Annotated in this window: 25 protein-coding genes and 1 riboswitch; of the genes, 11 read left to right on the top strand and 14 right to left on the bottom strand. The window is 72.9% G+C overall.

What is annotated here, in order from left to right; translation table 11 throughout:
• Positions 1-2 precede the first annotated feature (2 nt).
• A complete protein-coding gene (locus DFJ69_RS26510; RefSeq protein ID WP_211328774.1) occupies positions 3-374 on the top strand; it encodes a hypothetical protein in 372 nt (123 codons plus the stop codon).
• An 8-nt stretch (positions 375-382) separates the two neighbouring features.
• On the opposite strand, the gene DFJ69_RS26505 is transcribed toward DFJ69_RS26510, so the two are convergent.
• On the bottom strand, positions 383-1,054 hold the full coding sequence (locus DFJ69_RS26505; protein WP_116025096.1) for a TetR/AcrR family transcriptional regulator: 672 nt from the start codon (positions 1,052-1,054) through the stop codon (positions 383-385).
• 116 nt (positions 1,055-1,170) lie between these two features.
• Here DFJ69_RS26505 and DFJ69_RS26500 point away from each other — a divergent pair, with 116 nt between their 5' ends.
• The 3 genes from DFJ69_RS26500 to DFJ69_RS26490 all read left to right on the top strand — a co-directional run bounded on the left by DFJ69_RS26500 (position 1,171) and on the right by DFJ69_RS26490 (position 3,383).
• Positions 1,171-1,644 carry an SRPBCC family protein gene (locus DFJ69_RS26500; RefSeq protein WP_116025095.1) on the top strand — a complete coding sequence of 158 codons (474 nt, stop codon included), beginning with the start codon at positions 1,171-1,173 and terminating at the stop codon, positions 1,642-1,644.
• A gap of 91 nt (positions 1,645-1,735) precedes the next feature.
• Positions 1,736-2,500: a YqjF family protein gene (locus DFJ69_RS26495; protein ID WP_116025094.1), complete on the top strand. Its 765-nt coding sequence runs from the start codon at positions 1,736-1,738 to the stop codon at positions 2,498-2,500.
• Positions 2,501-2,531: 31 nt separating this feature from the next.
• Positions 2,532-3,383 carry a DUF72 domain-containing protein gene (locus DFJ69_RS26490; protein WP_116025093.1) on the top strand — a complete coding sequence of 284 codons (852 nt, stop codon included), beginning with the start codon at positions 2,532-2,534 and terminating at the stop codon, positions 3,381-3,383.
• Between the two features lie 5 nt (positions 3,384-3,388).
• Here the strand turns inward: DFJ69_RS26490 and DFJ69_RS26485 are convergent, their stop codons facing one another.
• Entirely contained in the window at positions 3,389-4,264 is an 876-nt protein-coding gene (locus DFJ69_RS26485) for an alpha/beta fold hydrolase (RefSeq protein ID WP_116025092.1), read from the bottom strand.
• 128 nt (positions 4,265-4,392) lie between these two features.
• On the opposite strand from DFJ69_RS26485, the gene DFJ69_RS26480 reads away from it, so the two are divergent.
• Positions 4,393-6,027 (top strand): glycoside hydrolase family 13 protein, encoded by a 1,635-nt coding sequence (locus DFJ69_RS26480; protein WP_116025091.1) that lies wholly within the window; start codon positions 4,393-4,395, stop codon positions 6,025-6,027.
• A gap of 16 nt (positions 6,028-6,043) precedes the next feature.
• Here DFJ69_RS26480 and DFJ69_RS26475 read toward each other — a convergent pair whose 3' ends face one another.
• Positions 6,044-7,201, bottom strand: coding sequence for a Swt1 family HEPN domain-containing protein (locus DFJ69_RS26475; RefSeq protein WP_116025090.1), 1,158 nt, complete (start codon positions 7,199-7,201; stop codon positions 6,044-6,046).
• A 244-nt stretch (positions 7,202-7,445) separates the two neighbouring features.
• Positions 7,446-8,651, bottom strand: a complete 1,206-nt coding sequence (locus DFJ69_RS26470) for a cytochrome P450 (protein ID WP_116025089.1) — start codon at positions 8,649-8,651, stop codon at positions 7,446-7,448.
• A gap of 113 nt (positions 8,652-8,764) precedes the next feature.
• Between DFJ69_RS26470 and DFJ69_RS26465 the strand changes: the two genes are divergently transcribed.
• Positions 8,765-9,370, top strand: coding sequence for a TetR/AcrR family transcriptional regulator (locus DFJ69_RS26465; RefSeq protein WP_116025088.1), 606 nt, complete (start codon positions 8,765-8,767; stop codon positions 9,368-9,370).
• Positions 9,371-9,455: 85 nt separating this feature from the next.
• Here the strand turns inward: DFJ69_RS26465 and DFJ69_RS26460 are convergent, their stop codons facing one another.
• From DFJ69_RS26460 to DFJ69_RS26445, 5 genes are all read right to left on the bottom strand, one after another.
• Positions 9,456-10,664: a glycosyltransferase family 4 protein gene (locus DFJ69_RS26460; protein WP_116025087.1), complete on the bottom strand. Its 1,209-nt coding sequence runs from the start codon at positions 10,662-10,664 to the stop codon at positions 9,456-9,458.
• Complete coding sequence (locus DFJ69_RS26455; protein WP_116025086.1) at positions 10,661-11,464, bottom strand: glycosyltransferase; 804 nt, start codon at positions 11,462-11,464, stop codon at positions 10,661-10,663. Before DFJ69_RS26455 ends, DFJ69_RS26460 begins: the two co-directional genes overlap by 4 nt.
• Position 11,465: 1 nt before the next feature.
• The gene (locus DFJ69_RS36250; protein ID WP_281275899.1) at positions 11,466-11,597 is read right to left on the bottom strand and encodes a hypothetical protein; all 132 of its coding nucleotides are present in this window, start codon (positions 11,595-11,597) and stop codon (positions 11,466-11,468) included.
• A 61-nt stretch (positions 11,598-11,658) separates the two neighbouring features.
• Positions 11,659-12,363, bottom strand: coding sequence for a response regulator (locus DFJ69_RS26450; protein WP_116025085.1), 705 nt, complete (start codon positions 12,361-12,363; stop codon positions 11,659-11,661).
• Positions 12,360-13,184: a sensor histidine kinase gene (locus DFJ69_RS26445; RefSeq protein WP_211328772.1), complete on the bottom strand. Its 825-nt coding sequence runs from the start codon at positions 13,182-13,184 to the stop codon at positions 12,360-12,362. The genes DFJ69_RS26450 and DFJ69_RS26445 overlap by 4 nt, the downstream gene beginning before the upstream one ends.
• Before the next feature lie 155 nt (positions 13,185-13,339).
• On the opposite strand from DFJ69_RS26445, the gene DFJ69_RS26440 reads away from it, so the two are divergent.
• Positions 13,340-14,050 (top strand): ABC transporter ATP-binding protein, encoded by a 711-nt coding sequence (locus tag DFJ69_RS26440; protein ID WP_116025083.1) that lies wholly within the window; start codon positions 13,340-13,342, stop codon positions 14,048-14,050.
• Positions 14,047-16,329: an FtsX-like permease family protein gene (locus DFJ69_RS26435; protein ID WP_116025082.1), complete on the top strand. Its 2,283-nt coding sequence runs from the start codon at positions 14,047-14,049 to the stop codon at positions 16,327-16,329. Before DFJ69_RS26440 ends, DFJ69_RS26435 begins: the two co-directional genes overlap by 4 nt.
• A gap of 48 nt (positions 16,330-16,377) precedes the next feature.
• On the opposite strand, the gene DFJ69_RS26430 is transcribed toward DFJ69_RS26435, so the two are convergent.
• Genes DFJ69_RS26430 through DFJ69_RS26420 form a run of 3 tightly spaced genes read right to left on the bottom strand, consistent with a single transcriptional unit; the run spans position 16,378 to position 18,718 of the window.
• Positions 16,378-17,436, bottom strand: a complete 1,059-nt coding sequence (locus DFJ69_RS26430; RefSeq protein ID WP_116025081.1) for an ABC transporter permease subunit — start codon at positions 17,434-17,436, stop codon at positions 16,378-16,380.
• Positions 17,433-18,329, bottom strand: coding sequence for an ABC transporter ATP-binding protein (locus DFJ69_RS26425; RefSeq protein ID WP_116025080.1), 897 nt, complete (start codon positions 18,327-18,329; stop codon positions 17,433-17,435). The genes DFJ69_RS26430 and DFJ69_RS26425 overlap by 4 nt, the downstream gene beginning before the upstream one ends.
• The gene (locus DFJ69_RS26420) at positions 18,326-18,718 is read right to left on the bottom strand and encodes a GntR family transcriptional regulator (RefSeq protein ID WP_116025079.1); all 393 of its coding nucleotides are present in this window, start codon (positions 18,716-18,718) and stop codon (positions 18,326-18,328) included. The genes DFJ69_RS26425 and DFJ69_RS26420 overlap by 4 nt, the downstream gene beginning before the upstream one ends.
• Positions 18,719-18,873: 155 nt before the next feature.
• Here DFJ69_RS26420 and DFJ69_RS26415 point away from each other — a divergent pair, with 155 nt between their 5' ends.
• Positions 18,874-19,803: a LysR family transcriptional regulator gene (locus tag DFJ69_RS26415; protein WP_116025078.1), complete on the top strand. Its 930-nt coding sequence runs from the start codon at positions 18,874-18,876 to the stop codon at positions 19,801-19,803.
• 12 nt (positions 19,804-19,815) lie between these two features.
• Here DFJ69_RS26415 and DFJ69_RS26410 read toward each other — a convergent pair whose 3' ends face one another.
• Entirely contained in the window at positions 19,816-21,258 is a 1,443-nt protein-coding gene (locus DFJ69_RS26410) for a carotenoid oxygenase family protein (RefSeq protein WP_116025077.1), read from the bottom strand.
• Positions 21,259-21,796: 538 nt separating this feature from the next.
• Here DFJ69_RS26410 and DFJ69_RS26405 point away from each other — a divergent pair.
• Positions 21,797-22,666 carry a carbonic anhydrase gene (locus tag DFJ69_RS26405; protein WP_211328770.1) on the top strand — a complete coding sequence of 290 codons (870 nt, stop codon included), beginning with the start codon at positions 21,797-21,799 and terminating at the stop codon, positions 22,664-22,666.
• Positions 22,667-22,847: 181 nt separating this feature from the next.
• Positions 22,848-22,993, top strand: a riboswitch (cyclic di-AMP (ydaO/yuaA leader).
• Between the two features lie 2 nt (positions 22,994-22,995).
• A complete protein-coding gene (locus DFJ69_RS26400) occupies positions 22,996-23,988 on the top strand; it encodes a CHAP domain-containing protein (RefSeq protein WP_116025076.1) in 993 nt (330 codons plus the stop codon).
• Positions 23,989-23,991: 3 nt separating this feature from the next.
• Here DFJ69_RS26400 and DFJ69_RS26395 read toward each other — a convergent pair whose 3' ends face one another.
• Complete coding sequence (locus DFJ69_RS26395) at positions 23,992-24,984, bottom strand: NAD(P)-dependent oxidoreductase (protein WP_116025075.1); 993 nt, start codon at positions 24,982-24,984, stop codon at positions 23,992-23,994.
• Between the last annotated feature and the right edge of the window lie 163 nt (positions 24,985-25,147).

The following is a 25,147-nucleotide window of genomic DNA, read 5'->3' as shown; positions in this document are numbered from 1 at the left end:
AGGTGCCCGAACAGATCCCCGAGAACATGGGTCACGTCGGCCGAGGCTGGCATCCGCTGTTGACGCGTCTGCACGAGGACCTGCTCGCGGTCAGCCCCGGATACCGCGTCGGTCAGCTCAAGGAGAAGTACGGCACGCTGCGGATCTACCTCGTCAGTGGTCTGCTCCGCGGGCCGTACCTCGAGAGCGGGGAACTGCCCGACGAGCGGCGGACGGAGGAGATGGCGAGGGAGGACGCGGCGGCGCGGCGGCTCGTGGCGGCGGCCGAGGAGGAGTCCAGCCGGACCTGCGAGGCGTGCGGCGCCCCCGGGCGCGCGAGGGACGGCGGCTGGATCAAGACGCTCTGCGACGGGTGTCACGGCCCCCGCCGCTGAGAGGTCGTTCAGGAGATCCCGTCGTGGCCGCCCGACGGGGGGCCGGGGGGCGTCATGATGCCCTCTCCCAGGAGGTCGAGGACCTGGGCGGACAGCCGTTCGGCGTCGTCGCGGGGCAGGTAGCCGTCGATGGTCATCTGGGCGAGGCCGTAGGCGAGCGCGTGGCCCGCCAGGCGGACGAGGGCGGGATCCTGGTCGCGCAGCTCGCCGGACTCGCGGCCGGCGTCGACCAACTCGGCCGTGAACGCGTCGAACATGGCCGAGGCCCGGTTCAGCAGCGGTGAGCGCGGACCGCCGTTCAGCATGGACCGCAGCAACTCGAAGCGGTGCGGGTACGTGACGGCGTAGCCGACGACGCCGAGGCCCACCGCCCGGAAGCGCAGGCCGGTCGCCTCCTCCGCGGCCCGGACCTGGGTCTCGAAGAAGTGGGCGGCGACCGCCTCGGCGGCCGCCTCCAGGAGCGCGTCGCGGTCGGCGAAGTGCCGGAACGGCGCCCCGGAGGACACTCCGGCACGGCGCGCCACCTCGCGCACGCTGACCGCCGCGGCGCCGCCCTCGTCCACCATCTCCACGGCCACGGCCACCAGCACCTCGCGCAGCGCGCCCCGGGGGTGCCCGTTCCGTCCGTCCGCCCGACCGCCGGGCACGGAACCGCCCGCCGCACGCTCTGTGCCGTCCATACCTCGAAGTGCTACCACACCGGGGGCCTCTTGACGTCGGGTCTCCGCGAGCGCTGTAATCAGTGCTCACTTGGTAAGCGGTGCTCACCTTCCACCGGGTGCAGGAGTGCGGAGCAATGGACTTTCCACCGTCGAGCGGACGCATCACCATCGCCGCCCCGCTCACGCAGGTGTACGAGCTGATCAGCGACCCGGTGGCGATGGCCGCCTTCGCCGAGGAGACCTTCAAGGTCCGCTGGCTGGGGCGCGCGCGACGGCCGGCGGTCGGGGCGCGCTTCCGGGGCTACAACCGCAACCGGTGGCGACTGTGGTGGACCACCGCCACGATCATCGACCTCATCCCGGGCCGCCGCTTCGCCTACGACGTCAAGACGCCCTTCGGCGTGCCCATCTCACGCTGGCAGTACGAGGTCGAGGCCACGGACGACGGCTGCACGGTCACCGAGACGGCGTGGATCCGCGTTCCCGACTGGTTCATCCCGTTCGCGATCCGCATCACCGGGCGGCCGGACCGCCCCACGGCCAACAGCACGCACATCGCCCGAACCCTGCGGCGACTCAAGGAGCACGTCGAGTCCGCTCGCCCGTGAACCGGCCTGACCCCGTGACGTGAGAAGCCCCGCGCCGGCGCGGTCGTCGTGGTCGAGGCCGGCGGCGTCGCCGCTCTGGCATGCTGACCGGATGTCTGCCGCTTCGCCCCTCCCTGAACCCATTACGGCCGATCCGCCCGGAAGTGTCCCCAACCCGCTGCTGACGCAGTCGTGGCTCGACCTGGCGTTCGTTCATTGGGCCGTGAGCCCGGAGGACGTGGCGCCCCTGCTGCCGGCGGGGGCGGTGCCCGACACCCTCGACGGCGCGACCTACGTCGGGCTCGTCGCGTTCCGGATGCATCGCGTCGGGTGGTTCCGGCTTCCGGGAGTGCCCTATCTGGGGAGCTTTCCGGAGACCAACGTCCGGCTCTATTCGGTGGACGAGCACGGGCGGCGCGGCGTGGTCTTCCGGTCGTTGGACGCCTCGCGGCTGGTGCCCGTCGTCATGGCGCGGACGGGTTTCCGGCTGCCCTATCTGTGGTCGCGCATGACGGTACGGACCGACGGGGACGTCGTCACGTACACCAGTTCACGGCGGTGGCCCGGGCCGCGCGGCGCCCACAGCCGGATCGCGGTCCGCGTGGGCGAGAGGGTGGAGGAGGCCACCGAGCTGGAGCACTTCCTCACCGCGCGCTGGGGCATGCACAACACCTTCCTCGGACGTCTGACCTATCTGCCCAACGTCCATCCGCGGTGGCCCCTGCACCGGGCGACGTTGCTGCGGTGCGAACAGGACCTGGTGGCGGCGGCGGGCCTCCCCGGAGACCTCGGGGAGCCGGCGAGCGTGCTCTACTCCCCCGGCGTCCCGGTGCGGTTCAGCCGCCCGGCCCGTCCGGCGGGCATCTCCACGCCCTGAGCGCACCGCCGCCTTCGGTAGCGTCGGGGTCATGCGGCTTCATGTTGGATGCGCGATGTGGACCCATGCGCCTTGGCAGGGGCGTTTCCTCCCCCGGTCGCTCCCCCCGAGGGAACGCCTGCGGTCGTACGCGACGTGGTGCAACGCGGTGGAGGGCAACACGACGTTCTACGCGACCCCGGCGAGGAGCACGGTGGAGTCCTGGGCGCAGCAGACCGACCCGGACTTCCGCTTCGTGGTCAAGCTGCCCAAGCCGATCACGCACGAGCGTCGTCTCGGCGGCGTCGACGAGGAGCTGCGGGCGTTCCTGGAGGCGGTCGAGCCCCTCGGCCCACGGGCCCACGCCCTGTGGGTGCAGCTCCCCGGGTCGTTCGGCCCCAACGACCTCGGCGCGCTGGCGGGCTTCCTCCGCGGGCTCCCCCGTACGCACGCCTATGCCGTCGAGGTCCGCCACCGCGCGTTCTTCGAGGACGCGCGGGCGGAACGGCTCCTCGAACGGGTGCTCGCCGGCGCGGGCGCCGAGTGGGTCCCGTTCGACACGACCGTCCTCTTCCGGAGCCCGCCGACCAGCGACGCCGAGCGGGACGCGTGGACGAAGAAGCCGCGCGTCCCCCGCCGTTCGTCCGCCCTCACCGACCGGCCCATCGTCCGGTACCTCGGCAGGGACGACACGGAGCGCACGGTGGAGGGCTGGCGGCCCTGGGTCGACACGGTCGTCGCGTGGCTGCGCGAGGGCCGTTCGCCCACCGTGTTCGTCCACACCCCCGACAACGCCGAGGCGCTGCCGCTCGCCCGCCGTTTCCACGATGAGGTGAGGGCGCGGGTGCCGGAGGTCGAGCCGCTGGCCGATCCCGTCCCGGCCGAGCCGCCGACCCTGTTCTGAAGGGCCTAGGGGAGAACACGGCCGAGGAAGTCGCGGGTGAGGTCGACGATCTCGCCGAGGTTGGTCTCCAGGGCCCAGTGGCCGCCGTCGAGCAGGTGCAGCTCGGCGTCCGGCAGGTCGCGGAGGTACGCGCGGGCGGCGCCCTCCGGCATGTAGCCGTCGTGCGGGCCCCAGACGATGAGGGTGGGCGGACGGTGTTGACGCAGATACGCCTGCTGCCGGGGGAACCAGGCGAGCGTCGTCGCCTGGTCCTCGAACAGGCCGACCACGTTCTCCCTCCGCTGCGGGGTGTCCATCAGCCGCCAGTGCAGCGTCCACAGGTCGGGGCTGACGCGCGCGGCGAGATGCGCGGGCAGCCCGCCGCGGAACTCGTCACGGAAACCGTCCTCGCTGACGTTCCCGGCGAGGACGGCCCGGCCCTCGGCGGTCGGGTTCGCCCAGTACTCCTTGAGCCAGGCGTACTTGGGGCCCATCTCGTCCTCGTAGATGTCGCCGTTCTGGACGATGAGGGCGGTGACCCGCTCGGGCGCGCCCATCGCCAGGCGCAGACCGAACTGGGAGCCGTAGTCGTGCAGGTAGATGGCGTACCGGGTCAGGTCCATCACCTCCGTGAAACGCTCCAGGAAGGCCGCGTAGCCGTCGAAGGTGTAGGAGAACCGCGACCGGTCCGGCGTGCCGCTGTGGCCGAAGCCGGGCAGGTCCGGGGCCAGCAACCGGTAGCGGTCGCCCAGCGCCGCCATGAGATCGCGGAACTCGTACGACGAGCACGGGTAGCCGTGCGGCAGCACCAGCGCCGGGGCGTCCGGCGGCCCGGCCTCCCGGTAGAAGATCTCGATGCCGTCGATGTCCGTCGTCCGATGCACGACCGCTGCCAAGGTCATCAGCGCCTCCGGGGTGTCCGTCTGGAGCGGTTCTTGTGCCCGCTGGGCGTCCGTTCCCACATGGAGGCGGCGGTTCGACGCCCGACGGGTGTTCGATGGGGCCGAGCCCGGGGGAAGGTGGGAACGCGATGACGGAGAACGCATTCGATGCCGCCGCGACGAACGGTTCCGGCGACGACCGCTGGTGGCGCAGCGCGGTGATCTACCAGGTGTACGTCCGGAGCTTCGCCGACGGGGACGGGGACGGTGTCGGCGACCTGCCGGGAATCCGCGACCGCCTGCCCTATCTGGCGCAGCTCGGGGTGGACGCGCTGTGGATCACGCCGTTCTACCGCTCGCCGATGGCCGACTTCGGCTACGACGTCGCCGACCACCGGGCGGTGGACCCGATCTTCGGGACGCTGGACGACGCGCGCTCGCTGATCGACGAGGCGCACGGCCACGGTCTGCGGATCATCCTGGACCTGGTGCCGAACCACACCTCCGACCGGCACGCGTGGTTCCTGGGGGCGCTGGAGGCGGCCCCGGGGAGCCGGGAGCGGGAGCGGTACGTGTTCCGCGACGGCAGCGGCGCGGACGGGTCGCTGCCGCCGAACGACTGGGAGTCGGTGTTCGGCGGGCCCGCGTGGACCCGGGTGCCGGACGGCCAGTGGTACCTGCATCTGTTCGCGCCCGAGCAACCGGACCTCAACTGGGAGAACCCCGAGGTCCACGCCGAGTTCGAGGGCGTGCTGCGGTTCTGGCTGGACCTGGGGGTCGACGGCTTCCGCGTCGACGTGGCGCACGGCATGGTCAAGGCCGACGGGCTGCCGGACGTGGGGCACGCCGGTCAGGTCGCCATGCTCGGCCGCCGGGTCCTGCCGTACTTCGACCAGGACGGCGTCCACGACATCCACCGTTCCTGGCGGCGACTGCTGAACTCCTATCCGGGCGGACGGATCGGCGTCGCGGAGGCGTGGGCGCCGACGCCGGAGCGGCTGGCCCGCTACGTCCGGCCCGACGAGCTGCACCAGGCGTTCAACTTCCACTACCTGACCGCGCCCTGGGACGCCCGCGCCAAAGGCGAGGTGATCGAGGAGTCGCTGCGCACCGCCGCGCTCGTCGGCGCCCCGACGACCTGGGTGCTGTCCAACCACGACGTCAAACGGCACGTCACCCGGTACGGCGGCGGCGACCTGGGGCTGCGACGGGCGCGGGCCGCGGCGCTGCTGATGCTGGCGCTGCCCGGGTCCGCCTACGTCTACCAGGGCGAGGAGCTGGGACTTGCCGAGGTGCTCGACCTGCCGGCCGAGTATCTGAGGGACCCGCAGCGGGGCCGCGACTCCGAGTCGGGGCGCGACGGATGCCGGGTGCCGCTGCCGTGGTCGGGCGAGGAGCCGCCGTTCGGCTTCGGTCCCGGCGACCGCAGTTGGCTGCCCCTCCCCGAGCACTGGCGAGACCTGACCGTCGAGCGTCAGTCCGCCGATCCCGACTCGATGCTGTCCCTGTACCGCCGTGCGCTGTCCGTCCGCCGGCGGCACCCCGCGCTGGGGGACGGCCCCCTGCGCCGGCTGGAGGCACCGCCGGGAACGCTGGCGTTCGTCCGTGAACCGGAGTCGGGCGAGGGTCGTTCGCTGGCGTGCGCGGTCAACATGGGCGACCGTTCCGTCCGCATTCCCGTGAACGGTCCCGTCCTGCTGACCAGCGGCCGTGTCGGGGACGACGACGAACGCCTCGTGCTGCCCCCGGACACGGCCCTGTGGTGGGAACGTCCGGTCCGTTAGAGCGCGATCCGACGGGTCAGCCCTTCGGTTTGCGGCCCTTCCAGACGACGATGTCGAGTTTGACGTAGCTGTTCAGGCCCTGCCGGCGCACGCCTTTGACGGCCACCCCGGCGACGACTCCGGTGTCGGTGGTCACGCAGATCCGCAGGCTCTTGGTGACGGACGTGGCTGCGGTGTAGCGCGTGGTGTCGCGGCAGGTCGCGTAGCCGAGCCTCTCGCCGCGCGTGAGGACCACGATGCGCCCGTCCGTCGCGCTCACCCGTCCCGCGCCGAAACCGAGGTCCCCGCCGTACCCGCCCTGGAGCGGGGCGATCGGCTCGTCCAGGAAACGCAGGTGGTAGCTCTCCGGGACCTCGATCCGCCCCGCGTTGAGCCGCGCGCCGACGGGCTCGTTCTCGTACTTGCCGGCGTACGGATCGGCGGCCCGCTGACCGAAGAACACCCACGCCACCGCCGAGGCCACGAGGACGAGCGCGACGACCGCGCCGCAGCCGATCTTGATCCGGATCACCGGACGGCCGCTCGGCGCGGGCTGGTGGCGCCGTTGAGCGTTCTGCCCCTGCGGCTGCTTCCGCCGCTTCGACTTCTTCCCGGGCTGCCGGCCGTTCCGCCGCTGGGCCTGCGGGCTCTGTTGGTTCTGTTGGTTCTGCCGCCGCCCGGGCCCGGTCTTGGGGCCGGGCGGCGTCGCCGGGCGCCGGGTCGTCGAGGACGGGCGCTCCGGCCGCACCGCGTGGGGGGTCTGCTGCCCGATCGGCCGGAGGCGTCCGGTCAGTCGACGCAGCTCGTCGCCCCGGCCCGGATCCCCGATCAGCCCGAGGAACTCGGCCATCGACTCCAGCGCCGCCCGGGCGGTGTCGGGGTCGAGGTCGTTGAGCTGGTCGTGGGAGCTGAGGTTGCGCGCCTCGCGGACCCGGTGCGCGAGGCCCCGCGCCCGTCCCGACAGCACCTTCGGGCCGAACGCCCGCTCGTCCTTGGTCAGCACCCAGATCAGGAACCCGAGGTCACCGAGGTGTTCCCGGGTCGCGCCGTTCCGGGGGTGTCGCTGCACGAAACCCGGAAGCCAGACCTCTCCGTACGTGCGCGTCATGTGCGTCTGAACGAACGGATTCAGCGTCTGGGCGACCATGCGCAGACCGGCGGTCACTTGGTCGTGATTGACCAGCTTCGTCGTCACCAGGGCAGCCTAACGACCCGTATCGCAGCCGATCGTGAGGATGCCGACAAAGCAGGAGGGAGAAGAACCCCTGCGGGAGCCGGTCCTGGGTGGGACCGGCTCCCGCCGGGCGATCTGAAGGAGATCTGGTCGTGCTCTCGACCGCTACCCAGCCTAGCCCTTGGTGCGTGATCGATTACGCAAAGTAGCGAACTCCGTCGCCTCCGACGCGCCCGGTCGGTGTCAGCGACTCCCAAAGAATCTTCTACACGGCGACCGGGAGGAGGGCGGGACCGCGCAGGTTGATGCGGCCGTTCCACGTCACCTCGCCGTCGAAGGCGAGGCCCGGGAAGCGGCGCGCCAGCCGTTCGATCGCCACCCGGCCCTCCAGCCGGGCCAGGGACGCGCCGAGGCAGTGGTGCGGGCCCGCGCCGAAGGCCACGTGGCTCCGGGCGTTCGGCCGGTCGATCCGGAGCCGGTCGGCGTCCTCGCCCCAGAACCGCTCGTCGCGGTTGGCCGACGCCAGGCAGCCCACCACGAACGCGCCCTGCGGGATCTCCCGGCCGCCGAGGGTGTACGGCGCGGTGGTGATCCGCCGGGTCTGCTGGACGGGGCTGTCGTAGCGGAGGAACTCCTCCACCGCGTTGTCCGCCAGGTCCGGCCGGTCGCGGAGCAGGGCGAGCTGGTCCGGGTGGCGCAGCAGGGCGACGACGGCGTTGGAGATCAGGTTGACCGTCGTCTCGTGGCCGGCGACGTACAGCAGCAGGATCTGGGCGGCCAACTCGTCCTCGGTCAGCCGGTCGCCGTCCTGCTCGGCGGCGATGAGCGCGCTGAGCAGGTCGTCGCCGGGGTTCCCGCGCTTCCAGGCGATCAGACCCCGGATGATCCCCGCCATCTCGATGCCGGCCTCGACGATCTCGTCGAGCACCTGCGGGTCCGCCACCGGTTCGAGGGACCGCACGATGGTGCCGCTCAGCGCCCGGATGCGGATGTGGTCGGTGGTCGGCACGCCGAGCATCCGCGAGATCACCGTGAACGGCAGCGGGAACGCCAGCGCCTCCACCAGGTCCACCCGCCCGGACTCCTCGATCCGGTCGAGAGCGTCGTCCACCAACTCCGTGATCATCGGCTCCAGCGCCGCGACCGAACGGGGGGTGAACACCTTCGTCACCAGGGAGCGGAGCCGGGTGTGGTCGGGCGGGTCCCGGTCGAGCATGGACAGGCTGAGGGTCGGCTCGGCGATGTCCAGCCTGTCGAACTGGTCGCGGTACATGCCGGGCGCGACCAGCCGGGAGTCGACCGAGAGGCCGGCGCGCAGCAGGGCCCCGACGTCCTCGTAGCGGCTCACGACCGTGAGCCCGAACGGGGACTCGTGCACCGGATCGGCGTCCCGCAGGTCGCGGTAGGCGGGATAGGGGTCATCGGTGAAGCCCGGCTCGAACGGGTTGAAGATCAGCTCCGTGTCGGTCATCGATCGTCTCCAGCCTGCTGGGTGACCGGCCGCGACCCGCTCCGGCGACACGAGGCGACGGGCACATACTCGACGTTGGACACATACTCTACGTATGTTCGTATACTCATCGCATGTCACCTGTCAAGAGCCGGCGCGAGCAGTACTCGGAGGCGACCAAGGCCGCCCTGCTCGAGGCGGCCACCCGCCGCTTCGCCGAACGCGGCTATGCCGGCACGGCCCTCGAGGACGTCGCCGCCGACACCAGGGTCACCCGCGGCGCGGTCTACCACCACTTCGCGAGCAAGATCGCATTGTTCCAGGCGGTGTTCGACGGGCTGGAGGGCGACACGGTGCGACTGGTGACGGCGGCCGTGGAGGCCGCCGGCGACGACCCGTGGGCGATGGTGCGGGCCGCGTTGGGCTCGTTCCTCGACCGCTGCTGCGATCCGGTCTACGGGCGCGTGGTCTGGCAGGAGGCGCCGATCGCGCTGGGCTGGGAGCGGTGGAAGGAGTGCGAGGAGGAGTACGCGTACGGCCAGATCGAGCAGCTCGTCCACGCGGTGGCGGACGCGTCCGACGTGGTCACGCTGCCTCTGGAGCCGCTGGCGCGCATCACGTTCCACATCCTCGGCGCGGCCGGGATGGCCCTCGCGGAGGCGGCCGAGCAGGACAAGCCCCGCGTCAGGGACGAGTACGAGCGGGTCATCTGGCACCTGCTCACCAGCGTGCGCGTCTGACCGGCCGAGCGGAGGACCGGGAGCCCATCCGGCGGCAGGGGTGGATCATGGTCGGCACCCGGAACGGTGACGAGCACGTCGACCGCTATCTCTCCATGGTCTTCAAGGACCGCCTCCGGCTCGACCGCGACCGAGGCCGACGCACGGCGGGCTCGGTCCGCACCGCCTCGACGATCAGCGCCGCCATCCGGTCGCTCGTCCTGGACCAGTCGAACCCGCCCGCCCAGGAACGGCAGGCGGCGGCGATCTCCCGGCGTCGCGCGGGGTCGGCGAGCTCCTTGAGGGCGCGCTCGGCCGTCTCGACCAGCCCGGCGACCGGATCGTCGTCCGCGTCGACCAGCCAGCCCGTCGCCCCGTCGAGGACGGCGTCCCGCAGCCCGTCCACGTCATAGGCGATCGTCGGGACGCCGAGCGCCGCCGCCTCGATCACGCTCAGGCCCCAGCCCTCGCCCTGGGAGGTGCTCAGGTGCAGGTCGGCGCGTGCGACCAGCGCCGACTTGGCGTCCTCGGACACGTGACCGTGCAACGTCACCACGTCGCCGAGGCCGCGCCCGGCGGTCTCGGCCGCCAGCGCCGCCGCCTCCGGTCCGGTGCCGACGATGTCGAGCCGCACCCCGGGACGCCGCTCGGCCAGTCGTTCGGCCAGGTCCAGCAGGCGGCCGGGCCGCTTGTGCGGAACGAGCCGGGTCACGCAGACCAGCCGGGGCCCACCCGCCGGACGCGCCGCCGGAGGCACCGTCGGCGCGGGGGTCCCGTTGGGGACCAGGTGAACGGCCCCCTGCCAGCCGAGCCGCCCCCGGACGGCCTTGAGGGTCGAGGGCGACACGACGACGAACGCGTGGCGGCGGTAGGTCACGCGGCTGACCGGGCCCTCCAGGAACCGGCCGAGACCGGCCAGCCACCCCGGGAGGTACAGCCCGAACTGTGCGTCGTGCACGTGGTGGACGACGCAGAACACCGGCACGCGGCGGGGCAGCGCCCACGGGGTGAAGAACGGGATGCCGTTCTGGCAGTCGATCACCGCGTCGAAGGAGCGGCGATGCGTCAGCGTCCACAGCAGGACCAGCGGGTAGACGGTGAACCGCCCGCCGAGCCGGACGAACTCCACGTCCTCGACCCGTTCACGGCGTCGCTGCCCGGGCGCGCGGCTGGTCACGAAGGTGACGCGGGCGCCGCGCGCGGCCAGCCGCCGGGCGTGGCCCCACGCGTAGCGCTCGGCGCCGCCCGCCGCCGGATGCCACGGATCCCGCCAGTTGACGAACGCCACCCGCGTTCCGGCGACGTTCGTCGTCATCCCCGCCCGGCCTGGGAGGGGCCGGCCGCGACGGCGGGCTCCAGGGACCGGGCCGCCGCCGGCGCGGTCGCGGGCCGCCGACCGGCCCGGAGCCGGATGCGGGCCAGGTCCATGAGGCAGGCCGCTGAGTGCCGGCCCACCGAGAACGTGCTGCCCGGACGGTCGTGCCACACCACGGGGATGTCGGTGACGGCCGCGCCCCGCCGGATGCAGTGCATGAGCAGCTCGACGTCGAACGCGAAGCCCGTGGTGCGCAGGTCGGCCGCCGCCGCGCGGACCAGCGGCCCGGCGAAGAACTTGAAGCCGCACTGGGTGTCGGGCAGGTCGCCCGCCAGGTCGCGGACCATCCGGTTGAAGGCGACGGCGCCGAGCCGCCGGAGCGGCCGGCCGTGGTCCTCCACGTCCGAGAGCGCGTGGCGGCGGGAGCCCACGACCACCGGGCGCCCCTCGGCGAGCAGGGCGAGCACCCGGTCCAGCGCCGTGAGGTCGGTGGCCATGTCGGCGTCGACGAACCCGGCGTACGGCGCCCGGGTGGCCAGCAGCCCGGCCCTGACCGCGGCGCCCTTGCCGAGCGTCTCGCAGCGCACCAGGCGGACGGGGCCCAGATCCCGCCAGGCCCGGACGATGTCGGCGGTGCCGTCGGTGCTGGCGTTGTCGACGACGATGATCTCGGCCGGGACGGGCAGCCCGCGCAGCCTTCCGCACAGCTCCGCCAGGCCCGCCGGGAGCCGTTCCGCCTCGTTGTGGGCGGGTACGACGATCTCCAACGCGGCGGCGGGACCGCGATCGACGTTCCTCACGTCAGCGGGACCCGTAGTTGTGCAGTTGTCCGGTGACGGGGTCGTCGGAGGAGTCGGCCATCAGTTGGGTGGCCCCGACGGAGACGCCCCCGGCCATCAGCACGCCGATGAGAGCGGCAATCACGATGCGCATGACCGGTATGGTGACCCGCTTCACATTCGTGCTGCTACGGCGGTCCGTCCAAGGTTTCTTGTCACGACGGACGAACGGAGGGTCCCCCGGGGGCTACGAGACCGGTCTCGTAGGCGAGCACGACGGCCTGGGCCCGATCGCGCAGGCCCAGTTTGGCGAAGATCCTTGCCACGTGGGTCTTCACCGTCGCCTCGCTGAGCGTCAGCGTGTGCGCCAGCTCGGTGTTGGACAGGCCCCGGCCCATCAGCGTCAGCACCTCCAACTCGCGCGGTGTCAGGGCCGCGAGGTCGCGATGGACGGCCGGGGCCGGGGCGGCGGGCGCGCCGGCGGCGAAGCGTTCGACCAGGCGGCGGGTGATGGAGGGGGCCAGCAGCGCGTCGCCGGTGTCGACGAGGCGCACGGCGGCGGCCAGGTGGGCCGGGGTGACGTCCTTGAGCAGGAAGCCGCTGGCCCCCGCGGCGAGGGCGGCGTACACGTACCGGTCGAGGTCGAACGTGGTCAGCATGATCACCCGGCACTCCGGGACCTGCGCGAGCACGCGGCGGGCAGCCTCCAGTCCGTCCATGGCGGGCATCCGGATGTCCATCAGGACGACGTCGGGTCGCAGCCGGAGCGCCGCCGCCACCGCCTCGGCCCCGTCGGCGGCCTCGCCGACCACCTCGATCCCGCGGGCGGTCAGGATCAGGCGGAAGCCGGTGCGGACCAGCTCCTGATCGTCCGCGATCAGGACGCGGGGGCCGCGGTCGGGGGCGGGCGCGTCGGTCACGGCCGGTCCAGGGGGATCCGGGCCCGGACGCGGTAACCGCCGCCGAGTCGGCGACGGGCGTCCAGGTCCCCGCCGTAGACGGCGACGCGCTCCCGCAGCCCGAGCAGGCCGCGCCCCGCCCCGTCCGACACCCGCCCCCTCGACGCCGAACGGTCGCCCGTCAGCACGCTGGGCCCGCTGTTGAGCACCTCCACCCGCACGTGGCGGTCGGCGTATCGCACCGTCACCTCGGCCTTCGCGGCGTCTCCGTGCTTGAGCGTGTTGGTCAGCGCCTCCTGGATGATCCGGTAGGCGGTGACGTCGATCCCCGGCGGCAGGGGGCGGGGCTCCCCGGAGATCCGCACCTCCACGGGGAGGCCGGCGAAGGCGATGCGGTCGACCAGCCTGCTGAGCCCGCTCAGGCTCGGCTGCGGGGACAGGTCCGTGCCGTGGGGCTCGTCCTCGCCGTCCTCGCCGTCCTGGGACGGGGCGAGGAGACCGAGGAGGTGCCGCAGTTCGGTCATCGCGTTCCGCCCGGCGGTCTCCACCGCGTTCATGGCGGCCGCGGCCTCGTCCGGCATGGTGGCCAGCACCTCACGGGCGGCCCCGGCCTGGACGAGCATCAGGCTGACGTTGTGGCTGACGATGTCGTGGAGTTCCGCGGCGATCCGGGCCCGTTCCGCGTCGACCGCCGCGCCGGCGGCGCTCTCGCGTTCCCGTTCCAGCAGCCAGCCGCGCTCGCCGATGGCGTCCCGGTAGCGCCGCCGCGCCCGGACAAGCGCTGCGCCGAGCCACACGACGGCGGCGCAGGCGACCACCAGGGCGACGATCAACGGGCTCACCCGGGGCACCCTACCTCCCCGGCCGGCGTGGCCCGACGCCGTGATCTGCGAAATCATCCCGTGGGTCCACCCTCGTACATCTCGGGGATGACGGGTCCGGGGGGTTACATCCGGGGGCGGACGTCGCACGGCCCGACGACTCCTAGGTTCATGGCATGACCACTGACAACGGCGGTTCGGAGCAGGTCGTCGTCCGGCTGGACGACGTCCACAAGGAGTACGGCGACACGAAGGCCCTCGACGGGGTGTCGCTGGAGATCCGCGCGGGCGACGCGGTCGCGGTGATGGGGCCGTCGGGTTGCGGCAAGTCCACGCTGCTCAACATGGTCGCCGGTCTGGACCGCCCCACCTCGGGAACGGTCCGGGTCCACGGGCAGGACCTGGGGGCGCTCAACGAGACGGGGCTGGCGCTGTTCCGTCGCCGGCACGTCGGCATGATCTTCCAGTTCTTCAACCTGATCGACGACCTGCCGGCGCTGGACAACGTGGCGCTCGCGGCCCAACTGACCGGGACGTCGGCCCGGCACGCCCGCCGAAGGGCGCTGGAGCTCCTCGAGGAGTTGGGTGTCGCCGACCGCCGGAACGTCTACCCGGCCGCGCTGAGCGGCGGGGAGCGTCAGCGCGTCGCCGTGGCCCGGGCGCTGATGAACCGCCCGGCCCTGCTGCTGGCCGACGAGCCCACCGGGGCCCTGGACAGCCGCTCGGCCGAGCAGGTCATGGACCTGCTCATCGACCTCAACCAGATCGGCCAGACCCTGTTGATCGTCACCCACGACCCGCACCTGGCCACCCGGTGCGCCGGCCGGTTGGTCGAGTTCGCCGACGGCCGGGTGTTCCGCGAGAGCGCGCTGGAGACGGCCCGATGAGCGCCGTGTGGCGGGCCTCGCGGGCGGCGGTGCGGCGGCGCAGGCTCCAGACGATCGTCATCGGGCTCGTCGTGCTGAGCACCACCACGATGGTCCTGCTCGCGCTGGCGTTGCTCGCCGCCGCGTCCGCGCCGTTCGATCGGGCCTTCGCCCAGCAGCGCGGCGCCCACGCGGTGGCGACCTTCGACGCCGCCGGGGTCACGGACGCGCGCCTGGCGGAGACGGCTCGGAGGCCGGGTGTGAAGGCCGCCGCCGGGCCTTTCGGGCAGAGGGTCCTCGACGTCCCGAAGGACTGGCTGTGGATGCCCGCCGGTTCCCTCACCGTGGTGGGGCGGGCCGATCCCGCCGGCCCGGTGGACCGCGTCGACCTGCTGGCGGGTCGGTGGGCCACCGGCCCTGGGGAGATCGTCGTCGACTGGCCCGTCGACGGCGCCCCCGACCGGGACCTGCTGGGATCGAGGCTCACGGCGACCGGGGCGCAGCCCCTCACCGTGGTCGGCTTCGCCACCAGCATGAGCAGGTCCGCGGACGCCTGGGTCTCCCCCGGACAGATGACCGCGCTGCGTCCGACGTCGTTCCAGATGCTCTACCGGTTCGCGGAGGCCTCGACGGACGGGCGGGTCCGCGCCGGGCTGGCCGATGTCACCGCCGGGCTGCCCCCGGGCTCGCTGACCACGGCGCAGTCCCATCTCGCCCTCAAGCGGGCGTTCTCCGCGCAGGCCGATGCCTATCTGCCGTTCATGACGCTGTTCGGCGTGCTCGGGCTGCTGGTCTCGGTGCTGATCGTCGGGAACGTGATCAGCGGGGCGGTGGTCTCCGGGTCCCGGCACATCGGCGTGCTCAAGGCGCTGGGCTTCACCCCGAACCAGGTGGTCGCGGTCTATCTCGCGATGGTGTCGGTGCCCGCCGCCGTCGGCTGCGTCCTCGGCACGCTGCTCGGCAACGTGCTGGCGGGGCCCGTTCTGCGGGTCGCGTTCACCGGGATCCCCACCGGCAGCGCCACCATCGGCGTCAGTCCGTGGGCGTCCGTCGCGGGCCTCGTGGGGATGCCCGCGATCGTCGTGCTCGCCGCGCTCGTCCCCGCCCTGCGCGCCCACCGGCTCTCGGCGGCCCGGGCGATCAGCGCGGGCAGCGCCCCGCGCACGGGGCGGGGGCTGCGCGTGCAACGCCGGCTCGGCGGCTCCCCGCTGCCGCGCTCGATCAGCCTGGGCCTGGGCCATCCGTTCACGCGTCCCGCCCGCAGCGCCCTGACCATGGCGGCGATCGTGTTGGGGGTCACCACGGTCACCCTGACCACCGGCCTGACCGGCACCATGGTGGCGTTCGGCGAGGCGGGCGGCGGAACGGGTGTCGGGGTCGACGTCGCGGTCGGCGACGCGAAGCTGAGCGACCGGCGGATCGAGGCGGCGTTGCGCTCCGGTCCCGGCGCGGCCCACGTCACCGCCCGAGCGCTCGCCCGCGTCGCCATCGTCGGCCACACCGAACCCCGGTCCGCCTCGTTCTACCGGGGCGACCTCGATGCCGTCGCCCCCGAGATCGTCCACGGCCGCGGGCTGACCGGCCCCGGCGAGGTCCTCGTCGGGCCGTCCTTCCTGACGCAGCACGCGGTGACGGTCGGCGACCGGATCATCCTGCGCCTCAACGGCCGGCAGGCGAGGGTCACCATCGTCGGCGGGCTCATGGACGGCGACGCCCGCAGCCTGACCTCCAACTGGGAGACCCTGGCGTTGCTCTCCCCCGACCTGCGGGCCGTCGACTACCGGGTCCGGCTCGCCCCCGGCGCCGACACGCGCGCCTACGTCGACGCGGTGCGGGCGGCCGCCCCCGGAGTCCGCGCGACGGTGGACGACTCCGGGAACGCCGTCACCGCGACGATCGTGGGCTTCGCGTCGGTGTTCACCCTGTTGCTGACCGTCGTCGCCGCCCTGGGCGTCCTCAACACGGTCCTGCTGAACACCCGGGAACGGCGTCGCGACCTGGGCATGCTCAAGTCGATCGGGATGACCCCGCGTCAGGTCGTGGCGATGACGGTGACGTCCGTGGCGGCGCTCGGCGCGGTCGGCGGGCTGCTCGGGGTGCCCCTCGGGATGGTCGCGCACCGGCTGCTGGTCGACAACGTCGGCATCGTCGTCTTCCCGGAGTCGATGAAGGACGTCTGGGACGCGCCGCAGCTCGTCGGGCCCGCCTTGGCGGGGGTGCTGATCGCCGTCCTCGGCGCCCTGGTCCCGGCCCGGTCGGCGGCTCGGCTCACCATCGCCGAGGTCCTGCACAACGAGTAGACATCACGGGCACCGGGGACGCGAACGGGACACGGCCGCCGATCGGGATCAGGAGATGCGGCGGCGGATCCACCAGACGCAGAACCCCACGAGACCGACGGTGAGAACGGCGTAGATGCCGGTCTCGATCCCCTGGAAGGCCCAGTAACGGGTGGACGGCTGGTAGGTCACCCGCTGTCGATAGCCGAGTTTTTTGATCGCGTCGAAGCAGCCCTGCGGAGGGCCCGGCCTGCCCGTGACCTCGGAGGGGTTCGCGGGCGGGCGTTCCGCGGGGGGCCGGCAGGCTCCGTTGGTCAGGTGCGCGGGCAGGGTGCCGACCGTGCGTCCGGACGCGTTCAGGGTCTCGTTGGAGAGGACCCAGGCGTCGGGGTCGGGTGCCTTGACGGTCACCTTGAGCGGGGCGTCGGGCCCCTTCGCCTGCAGACCCGCCATGTTGTCCACGGTGATCGGGGTGTTCATGCGGACCGGCGACATGAGATGGGGCCGCACCAGCATCGGCATCGCGATCTGGACGACGGCGAAGACGGCCAGCGTGACGGCCATGGCCGGAACGGTCCGACGGACCAGCAGCCCGACGGTCACCCCGAGGACGAAGGCGAAGGCCGCGTAGCCGATGGGGGCGATGCCCCGGGTGTCGAAGAGCAGGGGCGACATCCGCGTGAAGTGCTCGACGGCGGCCTTGTCGAGGGGCTCGGACCACCATGTCGCCACCAGACTGGCCAGCCCGGCGACGGTCACGGTGGCCGCCCCGGTGACGACCAGCTTGACCGCCAGCCAGCGGACGCGGGTCACGCTCTGGTTCCACACCAGCCGGTGCGTGCCGGACTCGAGCTCGCCGGCGATCAGCGGCGCGCCCCAGAAGAGCCCCACGAGGGCCGGCAGCAGCAGCACGACGGCGATGAGCGCGAACCACCCGAGCTGGTGGTCGTAGAAGAAGTCCTCGACGATCCGCTCGCAGTCGGAGGATCGGCCGCAGGCGGCGACCGCGGCCGAGTGCCGGTCGGCGATGCCCGGGCGGGTGATCGCCAGGACCGCCGCCAGGGCCGCCAGGGCGACGGCCGTCACGGCGGCCGAGGCGCGGAACTGTCGCCAGGTCAACCAGATCATCGCTGTATCTCCAGTACGGGGCGGCCGGCGGACGCGGTCTCGGCCGGCCGGCTCATGTAGGCCAGCACGAGGTCCTCCAGGCTCACCTGGCTGACGGTCCACGCCGGGTCGTGGATCGGGTCGTCCGTGCGGATGATGAAGGTGCTCTGCCGGTCGGTGTGGCTGGCGGACACCACGTGCTGCCCGGCGGCGAGCCGGTCGGGGTCGCGGCGCGGGCCGGTGATCCGGTGGTGGGCGGCCAGCAGCCCCTCGACATCGCCGGACAGTCGAACGCGGGAGTCGACCAGCACCACCAGGTGGTCGCAGGTGCGCTCCAGGTCCGAGACCAGGTGGGAGGACAGCACCACGCTGAACTCCTGCTCGGCGGCGGCCTCCATCAGGACCTGCATGAACTCGTGGCGGGCGAGCGGATCCAGCGCGGCGACCGGCTCGTCCAGGATCAGCAGCTCCGGCCGTTTGGCGATGCCCAGGGTCAGGGCGAGTTGGGCGCGCTGCCCGCCCGACAGCCGTCCGGCCCGCCGGTCGGGGTCGAGCCCGAGCCGCGCGATGCGGTCCCGCGCCAGCGCGTCGTCCCATCCGGGGTTGAGTCGGGCGCCCAGCCTCAGGTGCTCGGCGATGCTCAGCCGGGCGTACGTGGGCGTGTCCTGGGCGACGAAACCGACCTTGGCCAGATGCGCCGGGCCGGACCCGGGGGTCTCCCCGAGCACGGTGATGTCGCCGGTCGTCGGCGCGATCTGACCACTGGCCAGGCTCAACAGGGTGGTCTTGCCGGCGCCGTTGGGGCCGACGAGGCCCACGACGTGGCCGGCCGGGACGTCCAGCGTGCAGTCGGTCAACGCCCAGCGCCGGCCGTACCTCCTGCCCAGGCCCCGGGCTCGCAGAACGGCGGTCACGCTATCTCCTCCTGAGCGGTGGACCGAAAGGTCGTCATGAACAGCGCCTCGATGCTCTCGTCGTCGAGCCCGGCCCGACGGGCCTTGGCCAGCCAGCGCCGCAGCTCCTGGCGCAGCGGGCCGTGCGCCGCCAGCGAGGCGTCCGCCAGGGTCGCCGTCACGAAGGTCCCCACCCCGGGCCGGGCGGCCACCAGCCCCTCGTGCTCCAGCTCCCGGTACGCCTTGAGCACCGTGTTGGGGTTGATCGCCAGCCGCCCCACCACCTCCTTGACGGTGGGGAGCTGGTCCCCCTCGTGCAGCAGGCCCAGCCGCAGCGCCTGGCGCACCTGCCGGGCCAACTGCAGGTACGGCGAGAGCCCGGACCGGTCGTCCAGATGGAACTCGATCATCGCGAGCCTCCATTTATCTAGTTACCTAGTACTATAGGACTCTCGGCGCGGACGGTGTCAACCGGCCGCATCCCACGGCGACCGGGGAGGGCGGGCCCGGGAATCACGCACAAAAGTGGAATACCGATGCGCCGGAGCGCGCCTAGCCTGCCGGTATGGAGCCTTTTGACCTGCGCGAGTTGCGGTACTTCGTCGCGGTGGCGGAGGAGCTCAACTTCTCCCGGGCGGCCGAACGCCTGGGCATCGCCCAGCCTCCGCTGTCGAGGGCCGTCCGCCGGATGGAGCGTCGGCTCGGGGCGGACCTGTTCGAGCGGGAGGCCCGCGGGGTCGCGCTCACCGAACTGGGGGCGTCCCTGCTCCGCGAGGCGCGGGGCGCGCTCGACGCGGTGACCGCCTTCAGCCGGCGGGCGCACCGCGCCGCGCAGGCGTCGACCGCCCTGGTGGTGACCGCCAAGCCGGGGATCGCGACCGACATCCTGCGGCGCGTCCTCGACGTCTACCGGGCCCTGCCCGGCGGGCCGCAGGCCGAGTTCGTGGTCAGCGGCCATCGAGAGCAGGCGGCCATGGTCCGCGACGGCAGGGCCGACGTGGCGGTGCTGGGGTCTCCGTACGACCGCGGCGGGCTCGAACTGGAGGTGCTGGACGTCCTGCCGCGGGTCGCCGCCCTTCCCGTCGGGCATTCCCTGGCCCACCGGGACCCGCTGTACTGCCGTGACCTGCGACGCGAGCCGATGCCGCGCTGGGAGCGGTCGACCCCGGCGGAGCGGGCCTACTCGCTGGGGTACGACACGGCCGAGGGCGAGCTCGTCCCCTGTCCCTCGACCGATCTCAAGCCCGGGCCCGTCATCCGCGACGCCGCGCAGTTGCTGGAGGTGGTGGCCCTCGGGCAGGCGGTCGCGCTCGTCCCGGCGTGGCTGGCCGAACGCAGCCCGAGGGCCGACGTCGTCTACCGGCCGGTGGCGGACGCCGGCCCGTACACCACCGTCATCGCGTGGGCGCAGGGCTCGCGGGAACGGTCGGTCGCGCAGTTCGTCCGCATCGCCACCGACCTGTATCCGGGCGAGCGGGAGGAGTCGCCCTCGTAGCCGTGCCGATCGTCAGGCGGAGGGGACCCAGTTGCCGTGGAAGCCCGCCGGAACGCGTGCGGGGATGTGGACGGCGGCGATGGTCTCCAAGGTGGCGGCGTCCAGGACGGTGAGGTCGGTGGTCCCGGTCGGCAGGTCGGAGACGAGGCCGAGGAGCACCCCGTCGTCCTCGGCCGCGTCGGGCGCGGCGGGATCGAAGACGAACTCCCCCACGGCCTTGTCGGGGCCGAAGGACCGCGACCGGACGGTGTCCTCCACCAGATCGTGCTTGAGGAGGGTGTCGCTCGGGCCGGCGCCCTCCCGCACCTCGACGGCGTAGCCGTAGCGGTGGCGGTGCCCGGTGAGGCGTTCGTCGACGCGGGGGAACTCCTGGTACCGGTCGTCGCGGCGGGACTCGACCACCTTGCCGGCGGCCAGGTCGATGATCCAACGGTCGAGCGAGGTGCGGCCCTCGTTCGGACCGTTCAGGTCGGTGTCGAACATCTTGGGGTGCCGGACGACGTCGCACACGACGGTGTCGCCGTCGTCGTAGGCGTTGAGCGAGTGGAAGACGTAGCACGGCCCGATCTCGAACCAGCGGACGTCGTCCGCGCCGCCCTCGCGGGGCATGACGCCGACCCGGGCGGGGCGCCGCGGGTCCCAGCGGTAGGGCAGGCCCGCTCCCGATCCGCGCCGCCCGACCGAGGCGGCGATCGGGTCGGGGATCCTGACCCGTCCGACGAGCGCGTCGATGACGAGGCGCGCCGGAACGCGCACGGGGGCCGGGAAGCTCGCCCGGGCGACCCGGTCGGCGTCGAACGTGACCGGCAGGTCGTAGATGACGACATGGCGTTCGGTCAGTGCGAAGTCGTGCATCATCAGGCTCCCGCCGACCGGGATGTCGACGGTGCGGCGGGCCCGGCCGTGGACGTCGATGACGGAGTACTGCACACGGTCGCCGCGGGTGAAGGAGTAGGAGACGGCGTGCAGCTCACCGGTGCGCGGGTCGCGCTTGGGGTGGGCGGTGTAGCCGCCGGCGAGGGTGCCGTCGAAGTCGCAGGGCCCCACGGTGTCGAGCTCGTCGGTCAGCTCGAGGTTGGTGATGCCGCCCTCGACGAGCGCCAGGGTGCGCCCGGCGTGACCGATCACGTTGGTGTTGGCCCCGACGAGGTCCATCCCGGCGGCTCCCCCGGCGGGACGGTCGGGCTCGCCGAGCAGCCGGGCGGCGCGGGGGCCGCGGACCCAGCGGTTGCGGTACCACTCGGCGCGGCCGTCGCGCAGGCGGACCCCGTGGACCATGCCGTCCCCGGTGAACCAGTGGTACGCCGCGGGGTCGATCTCGCCGATCGGGTTGGGGCCGTTGCGCAGGTAGCGGCCGTTCAGCCGCTCCGGCAGGGCGCCGGTGACGGCCAGGTCGGTGAGGGTGGTCTCCTCACGGACGGGGGCCATCGTGCCTTCGAGGTAGTCGACGCGCATGAGTTCTCCGTAACATTGTTATCACCTGTATAACCCCGCCCCGCCCGCCTGACAAGGACGCGACGCCGAAAACCTCCGTCGAGCCCACCGACGGCGCACCGTACGGCGGCGTTCCGCCCGCCCACCCCGCCGAAGGGCCCGAACGAGAAGTCGACCACCTCGAATGCGGCGAACAAAGGGACGAAATCGTCGAGGTGCGATAACGGTGCCGGTGCGGAGAGACAAAGGTGACGGACTTCACGGCGTCGATACCGGTGCTCTCGGGAGTCGGCCGGGGCTCGCGCGCCGCGCCGTCGGGTGATCGGCGTCCGACGCCGGAGTGGTCCACTGACCAGCGATAACACCAAGAAAGGGACGAATGCCGCAACGGCGAGCTTGCGGGAGCGGGGCGGCCAGCAAAACATAACCCGACGATCCGGACAGACAGGGCGAGGATTATCCTTCGGGGGTTCGCGACAAATCACCCTTATGGCATATTCCGCAGCGCCGACCGGACTTCGCGGTCCGGACGGCCGGGAATCAGCCGGAAGGACGGCCGATGATGTCCGCTGCCCCCCGACACGCTCACGACGCTCACCGGGACCCGTACACCGCCGAATCCGTCGCCGATCCGATCGCGGACCGCACCGCCCGGCCCGACCGCCGCCGGGTCCTGGGCGGTGCCCTGGCCACCGCCGGGCTCGCGCTGCTGGGCCCGGCCCTGGCCGGCTGCACGGACGACGGCACGGCGGCGGCGGGGGCCGGCGGGGGCGCGCGCACGCCGACGGGCCGGGCCCCGCGCTCGACGCCGCCCGCGCACGGCCGGCCGAGTCCGACCGAGGCGTGGGCCCGACTGGCGGCCGGCAACCGGCTGTGGGTCGCGGGCCGGCCGCAGCACCCGCACCAGAGCACCGAGCGCCGCTGGGAGGTGTCGGCCGAGCAGCACCCGTTCGCGACCGTGGTGTCGTGCATCGACTCGCGGGTGCCCCCGGAGGCGGTCTTCGACCAGGGCATCGGCGACCTGTTCGTCATCCGCACGGGCGGCGAGAGCCTGGACGACCTCGTCATCGGCTCCGTCGAGTACGGGCCGGTGCAGGACGACGTGCCGCTGATCGTGGTGCTGGGGCACCAGCGGTGCGGCGCGGTGCGGGCTGCCATCGACGCGATCGACAACGGGCGGTCCCTGCCCGGCCATCTCGACCGGGTGGCGGACGCGCTGCGGCCCGCCGTGGCCGACGCCCATCGTCGCGGCGGCGATCTCACGGACCAGACGGTGCGCGCGCACGTCAGCCGCACGGTGGCGGTCCTCGAACGGGACCCGGCGCTGACCGATCGGGTCCGTCGGGGGCGGCTGGGACTCGTCGGCGCCTACTACGAACTCGACACGGGGAGGGTCTCGGTGCTGGAGACCTCCGGCGTGCGCGTCTGACCCCGATCGCACGGCGGGAACGGCCGTGCAGCCCGATTCGGGGTGGAAACGGACTGTAAGTACGGTTCGTACCTACATGGACACTCTGGGTGATTTTACTTTACGCATCCTTGCCCGACCCTTTAACGGTCAGTACTTTGCCCTGATAACGGTCCGTCACCTACCTCCCCTCCCGGGGGGTGCGGACCGGACGCCGAGTCCCGGTGGCGCCCCCGCGTCCCCGGGAGCCGGGGACCCACTGCTCCTGGGGTGAATCCGCCGTGTGCGGTAGGGCGACTCCTGGCCCGAACCCGTCAGCTAACCCGGTAGGCGGTCCTGAAGGAGAGTTCATGGATCCCATCGGGAAGAAACTGCTCGACGTCGCCAAGGACGAACTCGGCTACCGTGAGAAGTCGGACGGCTACACCAAGTACGGCGACTGGTACGGCGAGAACGTCGATCAGGACTCCTACTTCAAGACGGCGCCCTGGTGCGACATGTTCCTGGCCTGGGCCGCCGACAAGGCGGGTGTCACCGAGTGGGCCGGGCAGTTCGCCTACACGCCCTTCCACGCCCAGTGGTTCAAGAAGGAGGACGCCTGGGGCACCGACCCGGAGCCCGGCGCGATCGTCTTCTTCGCCTGGTCCGGCTCCAAGAGCCTGGACGACATCCAACACGTCGGCATCGTGGAGAGGGCCGACGGCGACACCGTCCACACCATCGAGGCCAACGCGGACGGCGTCCACCTCAAGCGCAAGGAACGCTCCACCGACTCCATCGTCGGCTACGGCTACCCCGCGCAGGTCAAGGTCGCCGGCAGGTCCGTGGAGTCGGTGGTCTCCGGCGGCGGGACCCCGAGGACCGAGAAGGAGTACGCCCCCAAGCACGCCGCCCCCGCCCCGCCGGCCGGGCGGCTCGACGCGATCCACGGCGACCTGACCGCGGCCGCCACCGCCGCCGGGACGGTCGGCGCGCGCGAGCGCGACGACTCGGCGGACCGCTCGGGGCCCGCCCTGGGCGAGCTGCTGGCGGTCGCGATCGTCGGCAGCCTGGCGCTGGCCCTCGGCAAGACCGCCGTCGGACGCCTCCCCGCCTCGTCCCCCGTACGGATCCGCAAGCGCGGACGCCACCACCGCGCCCCGGTGGCGCTGCCGGCCGACGTGACCCCCGCGACCCTCGAAGCGGCCGACGCCGTCACCATGGCGATGCCGATCCTCAGCGCCCAGGTCGCCGCCGAGGCCGAGGACCGGGAGTTCTGGAGCCAGATCTCGCACCTGGAGAAGGACGACCTGGCCTACTGGGGGTCCATCGCCGAGCCGGAGCGACAGGCCGCCGGCCCCTGACGTTCAGCGGAGGCGGATCAGCGGGTCGACGCCGTTGACCACGTTGCGGACCGGCTCTCCGCGGACGGCGGCGGTGATGTTGTCGACGACCACCTGAACGATGTTGAGCTGGGCCTGACCGCTCGCGCCGGCCACGTGGGGCGACAGCAGGACGTTGTCGTGCGCGCGCAGCGGTGAGGCCACGGGGGGCGGCTCCTCGGCGAACACGTCGAGGGCCGCCCCGCCCAGCGCTCCGGAGTCCAGGGCGGCGAGCAGCGCCGCCTCGTCGACGACACCGCCCCGCGCGACGTTCACCAGCAGCGCGCCATGGGGCAGCAGGGCGAGCCTCGCCGCGTCCAGCAGTCCGGCGGTCTCCGGCGTCAGGGGCAGCGCCAGGACGAGCACGTCGGAGGTCGACAGCAGGTCGTCGAGCGGGCGGTACTCGGCGACGGCGTCCGGCTTGGGCGTGCGCGACCAGTACGACACCGGGGCCCCCAGCGCCGCGAACAGCGAGGCCGTCTCGGCCCCGATCGCGCCGTGGCCCAGGATCCCGACCCGTTGGGCGTGGATCTCGCGGGTGCCGCGCATCAGCAGCTCCGGCTGCGGCCACTCCCCCGCCCGGACCCGCCGGTCCGCCCAGGCCAGGTGGCGGCAGAGCGCGAACGCGGCCCCGACCGCCCACTCGGCGACCGCCCGGGTGTTGGCCCCCGCCGTGTTGGCCACCGGCACCCCGGCCCCGGTCAGCGCCGCCAGGTCGCAGCCGTCCACCCCGACCTGCGGCATCTGCACGAACGCCAGCCGGGGGGCCGCCGCCACCGCCGCCGCGTCCATGGCCAGCAGTCCGGTGTAGTCGCCGATCACCAGGTCGGCGTCCGCGAGGGCCGCGTGCAGCCCGGCGGCGTCCCGGGTCGCGGGGAGCAGCAGTTCGGCGGCGTCGCCGAGCGGGGCGACCAGCCCGCGCAGCAGCCCCTCGTCGAGCGGGGGCAGGGCCAGGATCCGCCAGGTGCGCGATGCCATGCCCGGCATCCTACGCACGCGATCACCCGATCGGCGGGCCCACCGGCCGGGAACGGGCGGTCGGGGGCGGGCTCCCCCGGGTGGCCCCATCGCGCCGATTATCGCCATTCGACCGGCGTGTCAGGGCGTTTCGAAAGGGCGGCTCCGGGTCGTGCCCGCGAAT

Source organism: Thermomonospora umbrina (assembly GCF_003386555.1).
Lineage (GTDB): Bacteria > Actinomycetota > Actinomycetes > Streptosporangiales > Streptosporangiaceae > Thermomonospora > Thermomonospora umbrina.
This window is presented reverse-complemented; position numbering and strand designations above follow the sequence as displayed.

Bases quoted from the DNA above. Each gene is read 5' to 3' on its own strand.
- DFJ69_RS26490 (WP_116025093.1), top strand. From the start codon at position 2,532: ATGCGGCTTCATGTTGGATGCGCGATGTGGACCCATGCGCCTTGGCAG.
- DFJ69_RS26440 (WP_116025083.1), top strand. From the start codon at position 13,340: ATGACCACTGACAACGGCGGTTCGGAGCAGGTCGTCGTCCGGCTGGAC.
- DFJ69_RS26465 (WP_116025088.1), top strand. From the start codon at position 8,765: ATGTCACCTGTCAAGAGCCGGCGCGAGCAGTACTCGGAGGCGACCAAG.
- DFJ69_RS26470 (WP_116025089.1), bottom strand. From the start codon at position 8,651: ATGACCGACACGGAGCTGATCTTCAACCCGTTCGAGCCGGGCTTCACC.
- DFJ69_RS26495 (WP_116025094.1), top strand. From the start codon at position 1,736: ATGTCTGCCGCTTCGCCCCTCCCTGAACCCATTACGGCCGATCCGCCC.
- DFJ69_RS26405 (WP_211328770.1), top strand. From the start codon at position 21,797: ATGATGTCCGCTGCCCCCCGACACGCTCACGACGCTCACCGGGACCCG.
- DFJ69_RS26400 (WP_116025076.1), top strand. From the start codon at position 22,996: ATGGATCCCATCGGGAAGAAACTGCTCGACGTCGCCAAGGACGAACTC.
- DFJ69_RS26460 (WP_116025087.1), bottom strand. From the start codon at position 10,664: ATGACGACGAACGTCGCCGGAACGCGGGTGGCGTTCGTCAACTGGCGG.
- DFJ69_RS26430 (WP_116025081.1), bottom strand. From the start codon at position 17,436: ATGATCTGGTTGACCTGGCGACAGTTCCGCGCCTCGGCCGCCGTGACG.
- DFJ69_RS26420 (WP_116025079.1), bottom strand. From the start codon at position 18,718: ATGATCGAGTTCCATCTGGACGACCGGTCCGGGCTCTCGCCGTACCTG.
- DFJ69_RS26485 (WP_116025092.1), bottom strand. From the start codon at position 4,264: ATGACCTTGGCAGCGGTCGTGCATCGGACGACGGACATCGACGGCATC.
- DFJ69_RS26500 (WP_116025095.1), top strand. From the start codon at position 1,171: ATGGACTTTCCACCGTCGAGCGGACGCATCACCATCGCCGCCCCGCTC.
- DFJ69_RS26480 (WP_116025091.1), top strand. From the start codon at position 4,393: ATGACGGAGAACGCATTCGATGCCGCCGCGACGAACGGTTCCGGCGAC.
- DFJ69_RS26410 (WP_116025077.1), bottom strand. From the start codon at position 21,258: ATGCGCGTCGACTACCTCGAAGGCACGATGGCCCCCGTCCGTGAGGAG.
- DFJ69_RS26435 (WP_116025082.1), top strand. From the start codon at position 14,047: ATGAGCGCCGTGTGGCGGGCCTCGCGGGCGGCGGTGCGGCGGCGCAGG.
- DFJ69_RS36250 (WP_281275899.1), bottom strand. From the start codon at position 11,597: ATGCGCATCGTGATTGCCGCTCTCATCGGCGTGCTGATGGCCGGGGGC.
- DFJ69_RS26395 (WP_116025075.1), bottom strand. From the start codon at position 24,984: ATGGCATCGCGCACCTGGCGGATCCTGGCCCTGCCCCCGCTCGACGAG.
- DFJ69_RS26415 (WP_116025078.1), top strand. From the start codon at position 18,874: ATGGAGCCTTTTGACCTGCGCGAGTTGCGGTACTTCGTCGCGGTGGCG.
- DFJ69_RS26505 (WP_116025096.1), bottom strand. From the start codon at position 1,054: ATGGACGGCACAGAGCGTGCGGCGGGCGGTTCCGTGCCCGGCGGTCGG.